Annotated in this window: 13 protein-coding genes; 8 read left to right on the top strand and 5 right to left on the bottom strand. The window is 53.5% G+C overall.

Annotated features, from left to right (window positions below; translation table 11 throughout):
• Nucleotides 1–144: 144 nt before the first annotated feature.
• From HUN04_03620 to HUN04_03600, 5 genes are read right to left on the bottom strand one after another with little or no spacing between them, the layout of a single operon-like run.
• Nucleotides 145–777 carry a phosphoribosylanthranilate isomerase gene (locus HUN04_03620; GenBank protein WDP93148.1) on the bottom strand — a complete coding sequence of 211 codons (633 nt, stop codon included), beginning with the start codon at nucleotides 775–777 and terminating at the stop codon, nucleotides 145–147.
• Nucleotides 774–1,571 carry an indole-3-glycerol phosphate synthase TrpC gene (trpC, locus tag HUN04_03615; protein ID WDP88871.1) on the bottom strand — a complete coding sequence of 266 codons (798 nt, stop codon included), beginning with the start codon at nucleotides 1,569–1,571 and terminating at the stop codon, nucleotides 774–776. The genes HUN04_03620 and trpC overlap by 4 nt, the downstream gene beginning before the upstream one ends.
• A 4-nt stretch (nucleotides 1,572–1,575) precedes the next feature.
• Nucleotides 1,576–2,595, bottom strand: coding sequence for an anthranilate phosphoribosyltransferase (trpD, locus tag HUN04_03610; GenBank protein WDP88870.1), 1,020 nt, complete (start codon nucleotides 2,593–2,595; stop codon nucleotides 1,576–1,578).
• 1 nt (nucleotide 2,596) lies between these two features.
• On the bottom strand, nucleotides 2,597–3,166 hold the full coding sequence (locus tag HUN04_03605) for an aminodeoxychorismate/anthranilate synthase component II (protein ID WDP88869.1): 570 nt from the start codon (nucleotides 3,164–3,166) through the stop codon (nucleotides 2,597–2,599).
• An 18-nt stretch (nucleotides 3,167–3,184) separates the two neighbouring features.
• Nucleotides 3,185–4,663 carry an anthranilate synthase component I family protein gene (locus tag HUN04_03600; protein ID WDP88868.1) on the bottom strand — a complete coding sequence of 493 codons (1,479 nt, stop codon included), beginning with the start codon at nucleotides 4,661–4,663 and terminating at the stop codon, nucleotides 3,185–3,187.
• A gap of 793 nt (nucleotides 4,664–5,456) precedes the next feature.
• Here HUN04_03600 and HUN04_03595 point away from each other — a divergent pair.
• The 8 genes from HUN04_03595 to HUN04_03560 are packed head-to-tail and all read left to right on the top strand — an operon-like array spanning nucleotide 5,457 to nucleotide 15,295.
• On the top strand, nucleotides 5,457–7,592 hold the full coding sequence (locus HUN04_03595) for a SulP family inorganic anion transporter (protein WDP88867.1): 2,136 nt from the start codon (nucleotides 5,457–5,459) through the stop codon (nucleotides 7,590–7,592).
• Between the two features lie 18 nt (nucleotides 7,593–7,610).
• The gene (locus HUN04_03590) at nucleotides 7,611–8,840 is read left to right on the top strand and encodes a response regulator (protein WDP88866.1); all 1,230 of its coding nucleotides are present in this window, start codon (nucleotides 7,611–7,613) and stop codon (nucleotides 8,838–8,840) included.
• Nucleotides 8,841–8,857: 17 nt separating this feature from the next.
• Nucleotides 8,858–10,585, top strand: a complete 1,728-nt coding sequence (locus tag HUN04_03585) for a two-component sensor histidine kinase (GenBank protein WDP88865.1) — start codon at nucleotides 8,858–8,860, stop codon at nucleotides 10,583–10,585.
• Nucleotides 10,582–10,950 (top strand): response regulator, encoded by a 369-nt coding sequence (locus tag HUN04_03580; GenBank protein ID WDP88864.1) that lies wholly within the window; start codon nucleotides 10,582–10,584, stop codon nucleotides 10,948–10,950. The genes HUN04_03585 and HUN04_03580 overlap by 4 nt, the downstream gene beginning before the upstream one ends.
• 30 nt (nucleotides 10,951–10,980) lie before the next feature.
• On the top strand, nucleotides 10,981–11,409 hold the full coding sequence (locus HUN04_03575) for a response regulator (GenBank protein ID WDP88863.1): 429 nt from the start codon (nucleotides 10,981–10,983) through the stop codon (nucleotides 11,407–11,409).
• A gap of 38 nt (nucleotides 11,410–11,447) precedes the next feature.
• Nucleotides 11,448–12,815, top strand: a complete 1,368-nt coding sequence (gene trkA, locus HUN04_03570; GenBank protein ID WDP88862.1) for a Trk system potassium transporter TrkA — start codon at nucleotides 11,448–11,450, stop codon at nucleotides 12,813–12,815.
• 60 nt (nucleotides 12,816–12,875) lie between these two features.
• Nucleotides 12,876–13,535 (top strand): PTS sugar transporter subunit IIA, encoded by a 660-nt coding sequence (locus tag HUN04_03565; protein WDP88861.1) that lies wholly within the window; start codon nucleotides 12,876–12,878, stop codon nucleotides 13,533–13,535.
• A 29-nt stretch (nucleotides 13,536–13,564) separates the two neighbouring features.
• Nucleotides 13,565–15,295 (top strand): chloride channel protein, encoded by a 1,731-nt coding sequence (locus HUN04_03560; protein WDP88860.1) that lies wholly within the window; start codon nucleotides 13,565–13,567, stop codon nucleotides 15,293–15,295.
• Nucleotides 15,296–15,299: the final 4 nt, after the last annotated feature.

The following is a 15,299-nucleotide window of genomic DNA, read 5'->3' as shown; positions in this document are numbered from 1 at the left end:
ATGGTGCAACCCGGCCGCCTCAAGTGAGGTCCGTGGCGTGTTTTCTGCTTAAGAGCAGGTTTTTGTTAGGTTTATGTTCGCATTTCACATAGCGGCGGAAAATAAATGAAAGCAGGGGGATTGTCAAACAAAAAATGAATGGATTTAGGATTTTACGGCTGAGATCAATGCCTTTACTTTAGGGATATCCTTGATGCCGGGGCTGGATTCGACACCGGAAGAGGCATCCACAGCGCCGGGGGTTGCCCGGGAGACGGCCTCTGCAATATTGGCCGGGGTCAACCCCCCGGCCAGCATCAGGGGGGCTGGAAAATCAATGGATGATGTCAGATTGTAATCCCAGGATTCTGCATTGCCGCCGGGCAGTATCCCTTTGCCGTATTCTGCCAGGCAGAAATCAATGGCCGGGTACCTGCCGGCCATGGAAAGGTCTGGGGGGCGGACGGCAAAAAAAGCTTTGATGACGGTCAGTCCCGATGCGGACAGCGTTTCTGCCAGGGCAGGCGGTTCACTGCCGTGGAGCTGTGCTCCGCCCAATCCGGCTTTTTGGGAAATTTCCATGATGGTGTTGTAGGATTCATCCACAAATACCCCCACAGGGAGAATATGGGAGGGCAGGGCCCGGGTGATTTTCCGGGCCTGTTCAACCGTGACATTTCTGGGGCTTTTTTTAAAAAAAACCAGGCCGATCATGTCCGCCCCGGCCCGGGCGCAGTCCAGGGCGTTGGCCACCTGGGTCAGGCCGCAGATTTTTACCAGCGGTGCACCCACGGCTATTGATCCTCCTTTCCCCGCAGTTTCCGGATAAAGGCGCCCGGATCATCGGCCCGGACGATGCTTTCTCCCACCAGAAAGTTATAGATGCCGGTGTCAATGCCGGCTTCAATTCCCTCCCGCCCCGAGATCCCGGAGGCTTCCACGGCAATGATTTCCGGTGGAAAGATTTTTGCCACCCGCTTGGCGACGCCGGGATCGGTCTTGAGGGTGGCGAGGTTCCTGTTGTTGATGCCCACCACCCGGGCGCCGGCGCTAAAGGCCTGCTCAAATTCCCATTCGGAGTTGATCTCCACCAGGGGCTCCATGTCAAGTTCCCTGGCCATGGCTGTAAATTCTGCCTGCTGGGCCGGGGAAAGCAGGGTGGTGATGAGCAGGACGGCGGAGGCGCCTGCCCGTTTGGCCTCGTAGATCTGGTAATCGGTGAAGATGAAATCCTTGCGGAGTACGGGCAGGGTTGTGTGCCGGCAGGCGGTTTCAAGGTCTGCCAGGCTCCCTTTGAAATACCTGGATTCCGTGAGCACGGAAATGGCCCTGGCCCCCCCCTCTGTGTACTTTTCCGCATATTCCATCGCATCCAGGTCCGGCCGGATATCCCCTTTGGAGGGGGAGGCTTTCTTGATTTCCGCGATAATGCCGGGATTCTCTCTGTTGCCGGCAGCCATTGCTTTGGAAAAATCAGGCGGTGCATTGGTGTGCTCCGCATCATGGCGGATGGCGGCCAGGGGGATTTGGGACTTGAGATGGCTGATCTCTTCCGTTTTTATCTCTACCACTCTTTTTAAAAAGCCCTTCATGGTCCTATCCGTTCTCCCGGGTGTAGGCGGCCAGCGCTTCCAGTTTTTCCATGGCCGCCCCGGATGCGATGGACTGCCTTGCCAGTTCAATACCCTTCTCAATGGTGGGGGCGGCATTGGCGGCCACCAGGCCGGCGGCGGCATTGAGCAGGATCACGTCCTGCCGTGGGCCGGTTTCGCCCTTTAAAATACTGGTGGTGATGGCGGCATTTTCCTTAACCTCTCCGCCCTTGAGGTCCCCGGGGGCGGCGTAATCCTCAAAATATGCCAGGGGGTCCAGGTCGTAGGTTTTTATTTCTCCTTTGTTCAGTTCAGAGATCCGGGTCAGGTCGGTGGTGGTTATCTCATCCATGCCGTCATGGCCGTGTACCACAAAGGCCCGCTCCACCCCAAGCAGCTTCAGGGCCCGGGCAAACATTTCAGTCAGTTCCGGGGCATAGACCCCCAGCACCTGGCAGGAAGCTGCCGCCGGGTTGGTCAGCGGCCCCAGCATGTTGAAAATGCTGCGGATACCGCAGTCGGTCCTGGCTTTCATGGCGTATTTCATGCTGCCGTGGTAAAGGGGGGCGAACATGAACCCGATACCGATTTCATTGATGGCTTCCTCAATGACTTCAGGATCGGCAGCCAGATTGACCCCCAGCGCTTCGAGGACATCGGCGCTGCCGCATTTGCTGGATACACTTCGGTTGCCGTGCTTGGCCACGGTCACCCCGGCCCCGGCCACCACAAAGGCGGTGGTGGTGGAGATATTAAAGGAGCCCGAGGCGTCGCCGCCGGTGCCCACGATATCGATCACCGTCTTGGCCAGGGTCTGGACCCTCACCGCCTTACGGCGCATGGCAAGCGCCCCGCCGGCCAGCTCCTCGAAGCATTCCCCCTTGGTGGCAAGGGCGGCCATGAACGCCCCGATCTGGGCCTCGGTGACATTGCCTGAAAAAATTTCAGCGAACATGGCGGCCATGGACTCCTGGTCCAGGTCTTTCCGTTTGATGATCTGGTTTAAGTAGTCGGTAAAACTCATATCATACTCCTTTGATGAAGTTTCTTATCAGCCGTTTGCCCACGGTGGTCATGAAGGATTCCGGGTGGAATTGTACGCCCTGGGTGGGGTGTTCTTTGTGCCGCAGCCCCATGATCTCGCCGTCTTCAGTCCGGGCGGTGACCATGAGGCAGGCGGGGAGGTCCGACTCCTGTACGGCCAGGGAGTGGTAGCGCATCACTGAAAACGGTTTTTTTATGCCCGCAAAAATATGCTCCCCGTCGGCCGTGACCGTGGAGGTTTTGCCGTGCATGATGGCCTTGGCGTGGATGATGGTGCCCCCGAAGGCCTGGGCAATGGTCTGGTGCCCCAGACAGACCCCGAGGATGGGGAATTTTCCGGATAGTTTTCGGACCAGCTCCAGGGAAATCCCTGCGTCTTCGGGCCTTCCCGGTCCCGGTGAGATGATAATGGCATCGGGATCCATGGCGGCGAGTTCATCCACCGTTATCTTATCGTTGCGGAAGACCTCCACCTCGGCTCCGGTATGGAGTACATAGTGGACCAAATTGAATGTAAAGGAATCGTAGTTGTCTATGATGACTGCCTTCATTTTATATTGTATCTCCTTTTAGCCTTGGGAGAGGGCCAGTTTTAAAGCGGACTCAACAGCCTTGGCCTTGTTGATGCACTCTTCAAGTTCGGTTTCAGGGTCGGAGTCATGGACAATGCCGGCACCGGCCTGCACCGTGAGCCGTCCCCCCTCCATAACCGCCGTGCGTATGGTTATGGCAAAATCCATGTTTCCCGTAAAGGAAATATATCCGGCTGCCCCCCCGTAAATGCCCCGGGGGCGGTTTTCTTTTTCCGCAATGATCTCCATGGCGCGGATTTTCGGGGCGCCTGAGAGGGTGCCTGCCGGAAATGTCGCACGGAAAAGGTCGAATGCATCGCAATCGCTTTTTAAATCGCAGGTGATATTGGAGACCAGGTGCATGACATGGGAGTACCGTTCGATGACCATGGTGTCCGTGACCTGGACGGTGCCGGCCTCGGCCACCCGTCCCAGGTCGTTGCGTCCCAGGTCAATGAGCATGACGTGTTCGGCCTTTTCTTTTTCATCCTGGAGCAGGTCGTCGGCCAGGGCCCGGTCTTCCTGCTCCGTGGCGCCCCGGGGCCGGGTGCCGGCAATGGGCCTCAGGGTGGCCACCCGGTTTTCCAGCCGCACCATGGTTTCCGGTGACGACCCGGCGATGACATGGGTTTTAAAGTTCATGAAAAACATATATGGCGACGGGTTGATATACCGCTGGGCCCGGTAGATGAGCACGGGATCCACCTGGGTGTCGCAGACAAAGGGCTGGGAATAAACGGCCTGGAAAATATCCCCCTCCACAATGTGCTCCTTGATCTGCCGGACCCCGTCCATATACTCTTTTGCCGGAGTCAGCGGGGTGAGGGAAACCTCTGCGGCCTTGGGATACCGGGTCTGCGGGGGCTGTTCCTTGATGGCCGCCACCAGGGTGTCAAGTTCCTCCCTGGCCCGGTCGTAAACCGTGCCTGGATCATCTCCGGGAGCCAGGTAGCAGATGTTCAGGCAGGTCAGGGTCTGGTTTACATTGTCGAAGATCACCATCTGCTCCGGAATGATGAAGTGGCCGTATGGCGTCCCCTGGGGAAGGGATACCGGGATGTTTTCGAAAAAGGAGACGATTTCATAGGTGAAATACCCGGTGACCCCGCTCCAGAACCGGGGCAGATCCGGAATGGCCGCAGGGGTATACCCTTTTACGATTTCCCGCATAACCCCCAGAGGATCGTTGTTATGGGGGATGCGTTCTTCTCCCCGGCGGGTGGAGACCAGAACATGGTCCTCAAATACCCGGATATGGCCGAAGGCCGATACCCCCAGAAAGGAATAGCGGGCCCAGCGTTCTCCGCCTTCAACACTTTCCAGCAGAAAGCATTCTTTGTTTTCGTCATAACATTTCTGGAGAATGGATACCGGGGTATCCGTGTCCGCCAGGACCCGTGTGGCCACGGGGATGACATTGGCGGTTCCGGCAAGTTCAATAAAGGTGTCTTTATGGGGCAATTGATTTAAAATCATGGGGTTTCCTATTAAAACAATAAAAAAAGGCTGACACGGTTTTCATGCAGCCTCGGGGCTGCAGCGGCGTAAAAATTATTGGGGTTCGGCTGCTGCAGCGTATGGTGTCGGAACAGGTTAGTTTCGTTCAAACCTACGATACAGCAGCAGGCGCCATATGGGCCAGTTCAGCCATAGCGGCCGGTTTATTTGATGGCAAATTAAACGCATTGGGTTCTCCTTGTTTTAAGTGGCAGATTAAAGGCTTTTGGATAGGTTGTCAAGACAAATGTTTCTTTTTGTAGAAACAGGTTGCCGCAATCCCGGAACCTTTAAAATCAGATGTATTATTCGCGTTCCTTACAGAATCGGGAGATGGAGTGACAACGGGAAGCAGCCTCGGTGTGCGGTGTTTGGAGACCCCATTTTTCCCCCTAAAAAATATGTTGACATTCAAATAGGTTGAGCGTAAGCTTTAGAAAAGTTGAGTGACCACTCAAGAAAGCTGAGTGTCTACTCAAAAGAGACATAGAAAAGCGATATAATAATCCAATTTTAAACTGCCGCCCCAACGTTTACCATGAACCGGTTAAGAAGGAATATCCATGATAATCTGGCGTGGCACCGCAGTGATGAGTGAAGAAAGGGCCCAGCGTTTGCGATTCTGGGCAGCCCTAAGACGCCCCACCCGGCGATACGGGGATTGAAATTTAAGGAAAACGGATAAACCGAAATTGCCAATGCGCGCTATGCCGGTTTTATCCCGGTCGGTGAGCATTGAAAACAAAAAACAAGAACAGAGAGGAAAACGATAATGCTGACAAAAATATTGCCTTTCCTGGACTGGTTTAAGGATTACTCGCCAGCAAAGTTTCGAATTGATTTTGTTGCAGGGCTAACGGTTGCGCTGGTGCTTATCCCCCAATCCATGGCCTATGCCCAGTTGGCGGGGCTACCCGCCTATTACGGCCTTTATGCTGCCTTTCTGCCCCCCATGCTGGCATCCCTGTTCGGGTCCAGCCGGCAACTGGCCACCGGGCCGGTGGCCGTGGTCTCCCTGATGACGGCAGCCTCCCTTGAACCGCTGGCCACGGCAGGCAGTGACGCATTTATCGCCTATGCCGTAATGCTTGCCCTTACTGTGGGCGTATTCCAGCTGGCGCTGGGGGTGTTCCGTCTGGGGCTCATCGTTAATTTCCTCTCCCATCCGGTGGTCAACGGGTTTACCAATGCCGCCGCCATCATTATAGCCTCTTCCCAGCTTTCCAAAATGTTCGGCGTTTACGTTGACAAGGCGCCCCACCATTACCAGACAATTATCCGTGTGATGGAATCCGCCTTTCAATATACCCATTGGCCAACCCTCGCCATCGGGACACTTTCCATCGTGATCATGGTGGTTCTCAAGCGGATTAATCCCAAAATTCCATATGTGCTGGTTGCCGTCTTGATCACGACCCTGATTTCATGGGCGACAGGGTTCGAGCACAATCATAGGGTTGAGCTCTCACATGTCCAGGATCCGAATGTCCGTGGTCAGGTATCCGAATTCAACAGCGCCCTTGACACCATCGAAAAAGTCTCCCTGGAACGGACGAAGGTCACCTCAGCCCTGGACGCGGTAGACGAACACGATACGGAAAAACAGCTGGCGCTGGCCTATGAAATTGACCGCCTGACAGCATCAATTAATAAGATGAAACACCAGGCCGGCACCATCAGGACCGATTTGCGGGGCATCAAATTCTCGGCGCTGAAGGATCCCCAGGGCGGGACCGCATTTGCGCCCCAGTCCCAGAGCACCTCACTCAAGGCATTGGATACCCGTGTCTACCGCCTGAAAGTGGGGAATAAACCACTGCGCACAGACGCCCTTTTAATGACAGGGGGCGGTGCCGTGGTCGGTGTCATCCCCAGGGGGCTTCCCAGTTTGGGGGTGCCGAAAATTACCCTCGGCACCTTTTTCCAGCTCTTGCCCTTTGCGGTGATTATTTCATTGCTCGGCTTCATGGAGGCCATCGCCATTGCCAAGGCCATGGCCGCCAAAACCGGCCAGCGGCTGGATCCCAACCAGGAACTGATCGGACAGGGGCTGTCCAATATTATCGGGGCCATCGGAAAGAGCTATCCGGTTTCCGGCTCCTTCTCCAGAAGTGCCGTAAACCTTCAGGCCGGTGCCATTTCCGGGCTCTCCAGTGTGATCACCAGTCTGGTGGTCATCATCACCCTGCTGTTTTTCACCCCTCTGCTGTATCATCTGCCCCAGGCCGTTCTGGCTTCTGTCATCATGATGGCCGTTATCGGGCTGGTCAATGTGTCAGGATTTATCCATGCCTGGAAGGCGCAATGGTACGATGGATTGATATCCGTGATTACCTTTGTGGCCACCCTGCTTTTAGCCCCCCATCTTGAAGAGGGGATTTATATCGGTGTCTCTCTTTCCATCGGTGTATTTCTCTTTAAATGCATGCGGCCCAAGGTCAGTTCCCTGTCCAGGGCTGAGGATGAAGGATTCAAGGATTCAACGGTCCATGCGCTGGCCAGTTGTGCCCATATTGAATTGATCCGGTTTGAAGGCCCGCTTTTCTTTGCCAATGCCAGTTACCTTGAAGATGAAATCAACAAGCGGATCGGCAGGGATTCAGAGCTGCGCCACTTTATTATCGCCGCAAACGGCATTAACGACATGGACGCTTCGGGCCAGGAAATGCTGGGACTGGTGATCCAGCGGTTAAGAAGCGCCGGATACGGAGTGTCCTTGAGCGGGGTGAATGATGCCGTGCACCGGGTGCTTGAAAGGACTCACCTCCTTGAGGAGATCGGTAACCGTAATATTTACCCCACCATGGAAAAAGCGGTCGCGGACATCCATGAGCGGACCCACAAGGATTCGCCGGAGAAGACCTGTCCCTTGATGACCGCTCAGCTTGACTCGGAATCAATGAATTAAAACCCAAAGGAGACCGCCATGGCCATCATGACATTTTTTAGCGGATCATTCTGCGGCAAGACCGATATCATCAACGCGGTGATGCAACACAGCAATTACCGCCTGATATCAGACAAGGAACTGGCTGTCGAAGCCGGGCGGCTGTCCGGAATGCCAGGGGAGAAAGTCGCCAAGGTCTTTTCAGGCAGGCCTTCTATATTTAACCGGTTTACCCATGAACACGAGCGGTCAATTGCCTATCTGCGGCTGGCCGTCGCCCAGGCTGTTCTTGAGGACAATTGCATCGTTGACGGTTTTTCCGGCATGCTGATCCCCCCCTCTGTCACCCATGTACTTAAAAATTGTATTATTGCGGATAAAAAATACAGGATAGAACAGGCGGTTTCACGGCATTCCTTATCGGAAAAACAGGCGGATTCACAACTCCGGAAAGATGACGAAGCGGCCTGTCTCTGGTGCGACACCCTGTTTAAAATCCAGGATCCCTGGAGCCCGTCCCTTTATGATATCATCATTCCCACGGATAAAATGGACGTAGAACAGGCATCAACCCTTATCCTGGGCAATCTGAAAACCGAAGTCCTTCAGCCGACCAATGTCTCCCACAGGGCCGCCGAAGACTTTATCCTGGCCGCCCAGGTCGGCGTGGCGCTTTCCAGAGAGGGGCATGTGGTGGATGTCAATGTGAGGGACGGCCTGGTGACCTTGACCATTAACACCAATGTCCTGCTGCTGGGCCGGCTGGAAGATGAATTGAAGCATATCGCCGGGGCAGTGGACGGGGTGACTTCCGTGGAAACACGCATTGGAAAAGGGTTTTACCAGGCTGATATTTACCGGAAATTCGATTTCCAGGTGCCCTCAAAAGTCCTGCTGGTGGATGATGAACGGGAATTTGTACAGAGCCTGTCCGAACGCCTCCAGATGAGGGATATGGGGGCTGCGGTGGCCTATGACGGCGAATCCGCCCTTACCCTTGTGGAAGAGGAAGAGCCCGAGGTGATGATCCTGGATTTGAAAATGCCGGGAATCGACGGTATTGAAGTCCTCAAGAAAGTAAAAGCCACCCGCCCGGAAATTGAGGTGGTGATACTGACCGGCCACGGTTCCGACGAAGACCGGGAGCTTTGCATGAAACTGGGCGCCTTCGCCTATTTGCAGAAGCCGGTGGATATTGAGGAGTTGAGCCGCATTCTTACATCGGCCAATGAAAAAATAAGGAACAGGGAAGGGAGTTCCCCTAAATAATCGGGGGGTGCAGGCAAATGATTGCCCAATACAAGGATAAAAGACCGGGGGAGGCGACCACGATTGTGTTGCCGGACCGGACAAGAGACTTGCTTAACTATAAACGGTTATGGTTGATTTCGTTTATACTGACCGCCCTGTTCGCCCTTGTTCCCGTTGTTTTTTTCGCTGTGATGGATTATAAGCTGACCCAGAAATCCCTTGAAAAGGATGGCGAAGCAAGAACGGCCCGGCTTGCATCCAACACATGGCGGACGGTATCCTTTTTTCTGGATGAACGGAAGAACGCCTTGACTTACGTGGCCCGTTCCAATGTGCCGGAGCGGCTGAGCAATCCCGCAGATCTTGAATCGATCTTATCCGGGCTTCAAACCAGTTTCGGCAAGTTTACCGATATCGGCATCATCAATGCATCAGGCACACAGGTGGCCTATGCCGGCCCCTACGACCTGACCGGGAAAAATTATCAGAAACAGGACTGGTTTAAGGAGACCATGGACAAGGGGGTGTCTGTCAGCCAGGTGTTTCTGGGATACCGTAACGTGCCGCATATTTCAATTGCCATCCGGCATGAAAGTGAAAAAAAAGACGTTTTTGTCTTCCGGGCAACCATTGAACATGAGTTGTCCCAGGTGTTTTCCCACCATGAAACCACCCACGGGGGAGATATATTTCTGGTGAACAGCCAGGGCATTCTCCAGACGCCGTCCAGGTACTTTGGAAAGACCTTGGCCCCCCTGGGAATTTCTCTGCCGCCAAGGGGGGAGGCGACCCAGAGTTTTACCTTTACCTTTAGCGGGGCCGCATTGATCGCCGCCTACCGGTATATCCCGGATACCCCCTTTGTCCTGATGGTTGTCAAGTCCCAGAAAGCCCTGATGGCGCCTTGGCATGGCGCTAAGGCCCAGCTGCTCAAATACCTGGGGTTCAGCATCGCCTTTATCCTGATCTGGATCTGGGCGGTAACCGGTTATCTGATCCGGCGGCTGAGGGTACTGGACCTGAAACGGGCCCAATACTGCCACCTTGCCGAATATGCCAACAAGATGGCCTCCATTGGCCGTCTGGCCGCCGGGGTGGCCCATGAAATAAACAATCCCCTGGCCATCATAAATGAAAAGGCCGGCCTGATCAAAGACATGGCGACATTCAAACCGGAATATCAAAATGACGAGCACCTGAACGGGGCATTGGATGTTATTCTGGCGTCGGTAATGAGATGCAGCAAGATCACCCGGCAACTGCTCAGCTTCGGGCGGCGGACCAAAGCCAAGGCGGTTCCCCTGGCCCCGTGCAAAGTGCTGGATGAAGTGCTGGTATTTCTGGCCAAGGAGGCTGAACTCAAAAGAATACAAATAGATAAGGATATTCCGGAAAATCTTCCCCTTGTTGTCTGCGACCACGGAAAGCTCCAGCAGGTCATGCTCAATATCATCAACAATGCCTTTTCCGCCATGTCCGGTGAAGGCCGCCTTACCATCACTGCCCATAACGATTCGGACAATTTCCTTTCAATGGCTTTTGCCGATACCGGCTGCGGGATATCCCAGGAGAATATGGACAATATCTTTGACCCCTTTTTTTCCACAAAAACAGATGAAGGCGGTACCGGGCTGGGACTGTCCATCACCTACGGGCTGGTTCAGGAAATGGGCGGCCGTATTACAGTCAAAAGCAGAAGTAGCCATGGGACAACGTTTACGGTATATCTGCCGACAATTAAGGGGGGAGAAATTACGCCATGAGGGTACTTTTAGTCGATGATGAAAAAGAATTGGTCTCCACTTTGGCGGAACGGCTGGGGTTCAGGGGGATCAAGGCCGATTGGGCGGCCACCCATACACAAGCCATTGCATTGCTTGGACAGCATACCTATGACATCATCGTGCTGGATGTACAGATGCCTGAGATGGACGGCTTCGAGTTGAAAGAAAAAATGGAGGAAATATCCCCGGATATGGATTTTATTTTTATTACCGGCCATGGATCGGAGGAATGCTACCACATGGGATGCTCCCAGACTGGGGAGGCCTATTACCTGATCAAGCCAGTGGAGATTGACAGTCTTGTGGAAAAACTGAATACCCTTTGGGAGAAGAAACATAAGTAATCAATGGCAAAACCAAAAAGGAGGTTTATCATGAGTGAAAAAGTATTGATCGTGGACGATGAACGGGAGTTTATAGACGCCCTTGCCGAACGAATGACAGCCAGGGGAATGGATGTCACTAAATCCTTATCCGCCGTTGAGGCGTTGGATAAGGTTAAAAGCAAGTCTTTTGATGTGGTGGTGCTGGATCTTCAAATGCCGGAAATTGACGGGTTGGAAACGTTAAAGCTTCTTAAGGAACAAAAACCTGATATCCAGGTCATCCTGCTCACCGGGCATGCCACCGTTCAAAAGGGGATTGAGGCCATGAAACTGGGGGCCATGGATCTTCTTGAAAAACCGGCCGACCTGACGGTTCTCACGGAAAAAATCCATAAAGCCCAGGCAAAGAAGATGATTCTGGTCGAGAAAAAAACCGAAAAACGGATTCAGGAGATCATGGAGACCAGGGCCTGGTAGGAATGTAAATTGCCCATTTATGGTACTGGAGTCGTGTTTTGAGGGTATTGATTATCGGAGCGGGGCAAGTCGGGTATACCATCGCCGACCGCCTGGCTTCGGAGCATAACCAGGTAACGGTCATTGACAAAGATGCGTGCGCCATCAGGCGTTTGTATGATAATCTTGATGTCCATGCCGTTCACGCCTCGTCAACCAGCCCCAAGGCGCTGGAAGACGCCGGGCTCAAAAACACACAGCTTCTTTTGGCCGTAACCGACAGCGATGAAATCAATATAATGGCCTGTATGCTGGCGGATTATCTGTCGCCGGATACCAAAAAGCTGGCCAGGATCAGAAATGTCGAACTGGATTCATTCCACCATCGGTTCATGGAGTCGACGCCCCATATTGATACCATCATCAATCCGGAGACAGAGGTGGTGCGGGCCATTGGGCAGTTGATGCGGATACCGGGCATCACAGACCTGGGTGAACTTGTTGAAGGACGGGTGAGCTATGCGGGTTTCCGGATTCACAGGGCATCTGAAATGGTGGGAATGCAATTGTCCAGCCTTTCGGCCCGGAATGGAATCCCCCATCCGCTGATTGCCGCCATCATCCGGGACCGCCGTATCATTGTCCCAAAAGGAGATGCAAAATTTTTTCCCGAGGACCTGGTTTATATGATCTGCGAAAAAAAACATCTGGAGAAAAACCTGAACCTCTTTGGTTTTGAATCAAGGACTGTGGCGAGTGCGCTCATTGTCGGCGGCGGCCGTATCGGGAAGCGCCTGGCCAAAAAACTTGTACAGGAGGGGGTGGAAACCAAAATCATAGAATCCGACCGGACCCGATGTGAAGCGCTTTCCCATTCCCTTAACAATGTCCTGATTCTCCATGGCAGCGGGTCTGACCTTCGCCTGCTCCTGGAAGAAAATATCCCCCGGACCGATGTCGTTGTTCCGGTTACCGATGACGATGAGGCCAATATTCTCATGTCTTTACTGGCCAAGACCATCGGCGCCGGCGACACCATCACCAAAATCGGAAACACGGGCTACCTCCCCCTGCTTCCAGCCATTGGTATCGATAAGGTGGTTAGCCCGAGGCTGTCAGCCATCGGCGCCATCCTTCGGGATGTCAGAAAGGGAAATATTATTTCCGATATTTCTATTCTGGGAGAACAGGGGGAATTTATAGAGGTCATCGCCTTGGATAAATCAAGTATCACACGGCGTCCGGTCAAACAGGTCAATTTCCCCAAAGGCACCTTGCTGCTCATTGTGATCAGGGGCGATCAGGTATTGATTCCCACCGGGGATACCATTGTGACCCCGGGAGACAGGTTGGTTTTCTTTGCCGTCAACCAGGCCGTAAAAAAACTAGAACGCCTTTTAACCATAAAAGAGCCCATGGGAAATTGAAATGATAACAGACGAAACAACGGTTTTGGGTGCCTGAATTTTAGAAAGGATAAAATAAAGATGACCTTATCAATAACCGATCTTTGTTCCCGTTTCGGAGTTGCGCCGGCAACGGTGGAACGTTGGATCCGGCAGGGAAAAATTCCATCCTTTTCCAGGGGCGGAAGCTTCCGGTTCCGGGAACAGGATATAGATAAATGGGCGGCCAGGCAAAATATTCGGCTGAACCGTCCGGACGGTTGCAGTGACACCTCTTCGGATAACGGAACAACCCTTGTTCAGGCCTTTGAGAGCGGGGCCGTTTACCACGATATAAAGGGCGCTGACAAGGACGCTGTACTCAGTGGCTGCGTTGAACGGATGGCACCGATTCCAGAGGATTTCAAGCAGGACGTTCTGGAACGGATCCAACAAAGGGAGGCGGCCATGTCCACCGGCATCGGCAGCGGTGTTGCCATTCCCCATTCCAGGGAACCGCTCCCCTATCTGCGCAGTTCAATGATTATTACCTGTTTTCCCGAATCCCCGGTGCCCTATGATGCCCTTGACGGCAAGCCGGTGAAAATTTTGTTTTTTTTGCTTTCCACGTCCTTATCACACCATCTGCCGCTTCTTTCAGCCCTTTCAAAATGCATGAAAGACGGGCAATTCCTCGAGTTTATAGACTCCCGGCCCGGCTCTGAAGCACTTTTGGAAAAAATACAATCCTTTGGTATCTGAACCGGAAAATTGACAATAAGTTTAATACAATGATTTTTTTTAGAAAAACAAGATATACCCTTCCTTTAAAGCATTCTCTCAAGATGCATGACGGCCTGCTGCTGATCCTGGCCGGATCAATTACCGGAATCTGCAGCGGTCTGGCCGCCGTCTGCCTGAAGTTGTCCCTTGAACATGCCCTTGAATGGCTGCATCCATACCGCCACTATGCATGGGCATTTCTGTTGCCCGGGATAGGAGCGTTTCTCTCTTCGGTCTTTCTTAATAAGATGCTTAAAGAGGCACCGGGCCATGGGGTGCCTGAAGTGATTTACGCCGTGTCCAGATATGGCGGCCTGCTCCGTTTCAGATCCAGTTTTTCACGCCTGGTTTCGAGTTTTCTGACCATTGGAAGCGGCGGATCCGCAGGGCCGGAAGCCCCGGTGGTCATGAGCGGATCGGCCATCGGTTCCAATATTGCCAAATTCTTTTCCTTAAATGAACGGCAGCGGATCACCCTGGTGGGGTGCGGCACGGCAGGGGCCATTGCCGGTATTTTCAATGCCCCCATTACCGGTCTGATATTTGCCGCAGAGGTGATCCTGGGTGAATGGAAAATGGTGAACATTATCCCCATTGCCGTGGCTGCCGTGGCCGGTGCCGAGGTCTCCCAGACGCTGGTCTCCGAGCCCGTGCTTTTCAATCATATGCCCTTCCATTACGATATGAACGATATTCTGGCCTGCCTTGGGCTGGCCCTTTTATCGGCGCTGGTGTCCACCCTGTTCACCAAAACCATGGGGCTCTCCGGCCGGCTTGCCGGGAAAAATGCCTTGCCTCCCTGGCTGAAGGCTTTTATCGGGGGCTGTACCGTGGGCCTGATGGCCCTGTGGTCCCCCATTGTCCTCGGGGAGGGATACGGCTATATCCAGTCCATGATTTCGGACTCCTTTTCCTTGGGAATTGTCCTGACATCGGCGGCGCTGCTGGCAAAAATATTTGCCACGGCGGCCACTTTGGGATGGGGGGGATCCGGTGGGATTTTCGCCCCCTGCCTGATGCTGGGCAGCCTGACCGGCGTCCTGTTTTACCAGATCATCGCCCTTTTATTCTCCGGTGCGGCGTTTGCCCCGGCCGGGGCCTATGCGCTATTGGGCATGGCGGGAATTGTCAGCGGCGTGATGCAGGCGCCTTTGACCGGTATCTTTCTCATCCTTGAAATCACCGGCGGCCATGAAGCCATTTTACCGCTGATCACGGTTTCAGCACTGGCGTCCACACTGAGCCATTACCTTGAACCGGCCTCCTTCTACTTCAAAGACCTGATTCATAAGGGACAGTTTCTCCGGCCGGGGACCGATGCAAGGATACTCAACGACCTTAACCTGAATGAGCTTATTGAGACCTCATTTAAAACCGTTAATCAGAATATGCTGTTCAGGGATTTTATAGAATTGATTAAACCCTCCAGCCAGGAGCGGTTCCCGGTTTTGGATGAGGCAACCGGGCGGTTTCTGGGGATCATTAAGATTTCCGATGTCCGCCTGTATGCACTGGATCCCGGTGTCTATGACATGATTTTTGTCAATCAGATCATGGACGCGGACATCCCGAGGGCATCCACGGTCACCGATCTGAGGGAGGTGATGGAAATGATGGATGCCAACGCCATGGATGCCATTCCCATAGTGGATCATGGCAAATTTATCGGCATGGTCTCAAAGGCCAGAATTTTAGACCTGTATCGCAAAGAACTGATGGTGCAGACCATACACAGTTAACCCT

This window comes from Desulfobacter sp. (assembly GCA_028768525.1).
GTDB lineage: Bacteria > Desulfobacterota > Desulfobacteria > Desulfobacterales > Desulfobacteraceae > Desulfobacter.
The sequence above is the reverse complement of the archived record's forward strand: the minus strand, read 5'-3'. Positions and strand labels throughout refer to the sequence as shown.

Coding starts and splice junctions, on each gene's coding strand:
- trpC (WDP88871.1), bottom strand. CDS start 1,571: ATGAAGGGCTTTTTAAAAAGAGTGGTAGAGATAAAAACGGAAGAGATC.
- trpD (WDP88870.1), bottom strand. CDS start 2,595: ATGAGTTTTACCGACTACTTAAACCAGATCATCAAACGGAAAGACCTG.
- HUN04_03605 (WDP88869.1), bottom strand. CDS start 3,166: ATGAAGGCAGTCATCATAGACAACTACGATTCCTTTACATTCAATTTG.
- HUN04_03600 (WDP88868.1), bottom strand. CDS start 4,663: ATGATTTTAAATCAATTGCCCCATAAAGACACCTTTATTGAACTTGCC.
- HUN04_03595 (WDP88867.1), top strand. CDS start 5,457: ATGCTGACAAAAATATTGCCTTTCCTGGACTGGTTTAAGGATTACTCG.
- HUN04_03590 (WDP88866.1), top strand. CDS start 7,611: ATGGCCATCATGACATTTTTTAGCGGATCATTCTGCGGCAAGACCGAT.
- HUN04_03585 (WDP88865.1), top strand. CDS start 8,858: ATGATTGCCCAATACAAGGATAAAAGACCGGGGGAGGCGACCACGATT.
- HUN04_03580 (WDP88864.1), top strand. CDS start 10,582: ATGAGGGTACTTTTAGTCGATGATGAAAAAGAATTGGTCTCCACTTTG.
- HUN04_03575 (WDP88863.1), top strand. CDS start 10,981: ATGAGTGAAAAAGTATTGATCGTGGACGATGAACGGGAGTTTATAGAC.
- HUN04_03565 (WDP88861.1), top strand. CDS start 12,876: ATGACCTTATCAATAACCGATCTTTGTTCCCGTTTCGGAGTTGCGCCG.
- HUN04_03560 (WDP88860.1), top strand. CDS start 13,565: ATGATTTTTTTTAGAAAAACAAGATATACCCTTCCTTTAAAGCATTCT.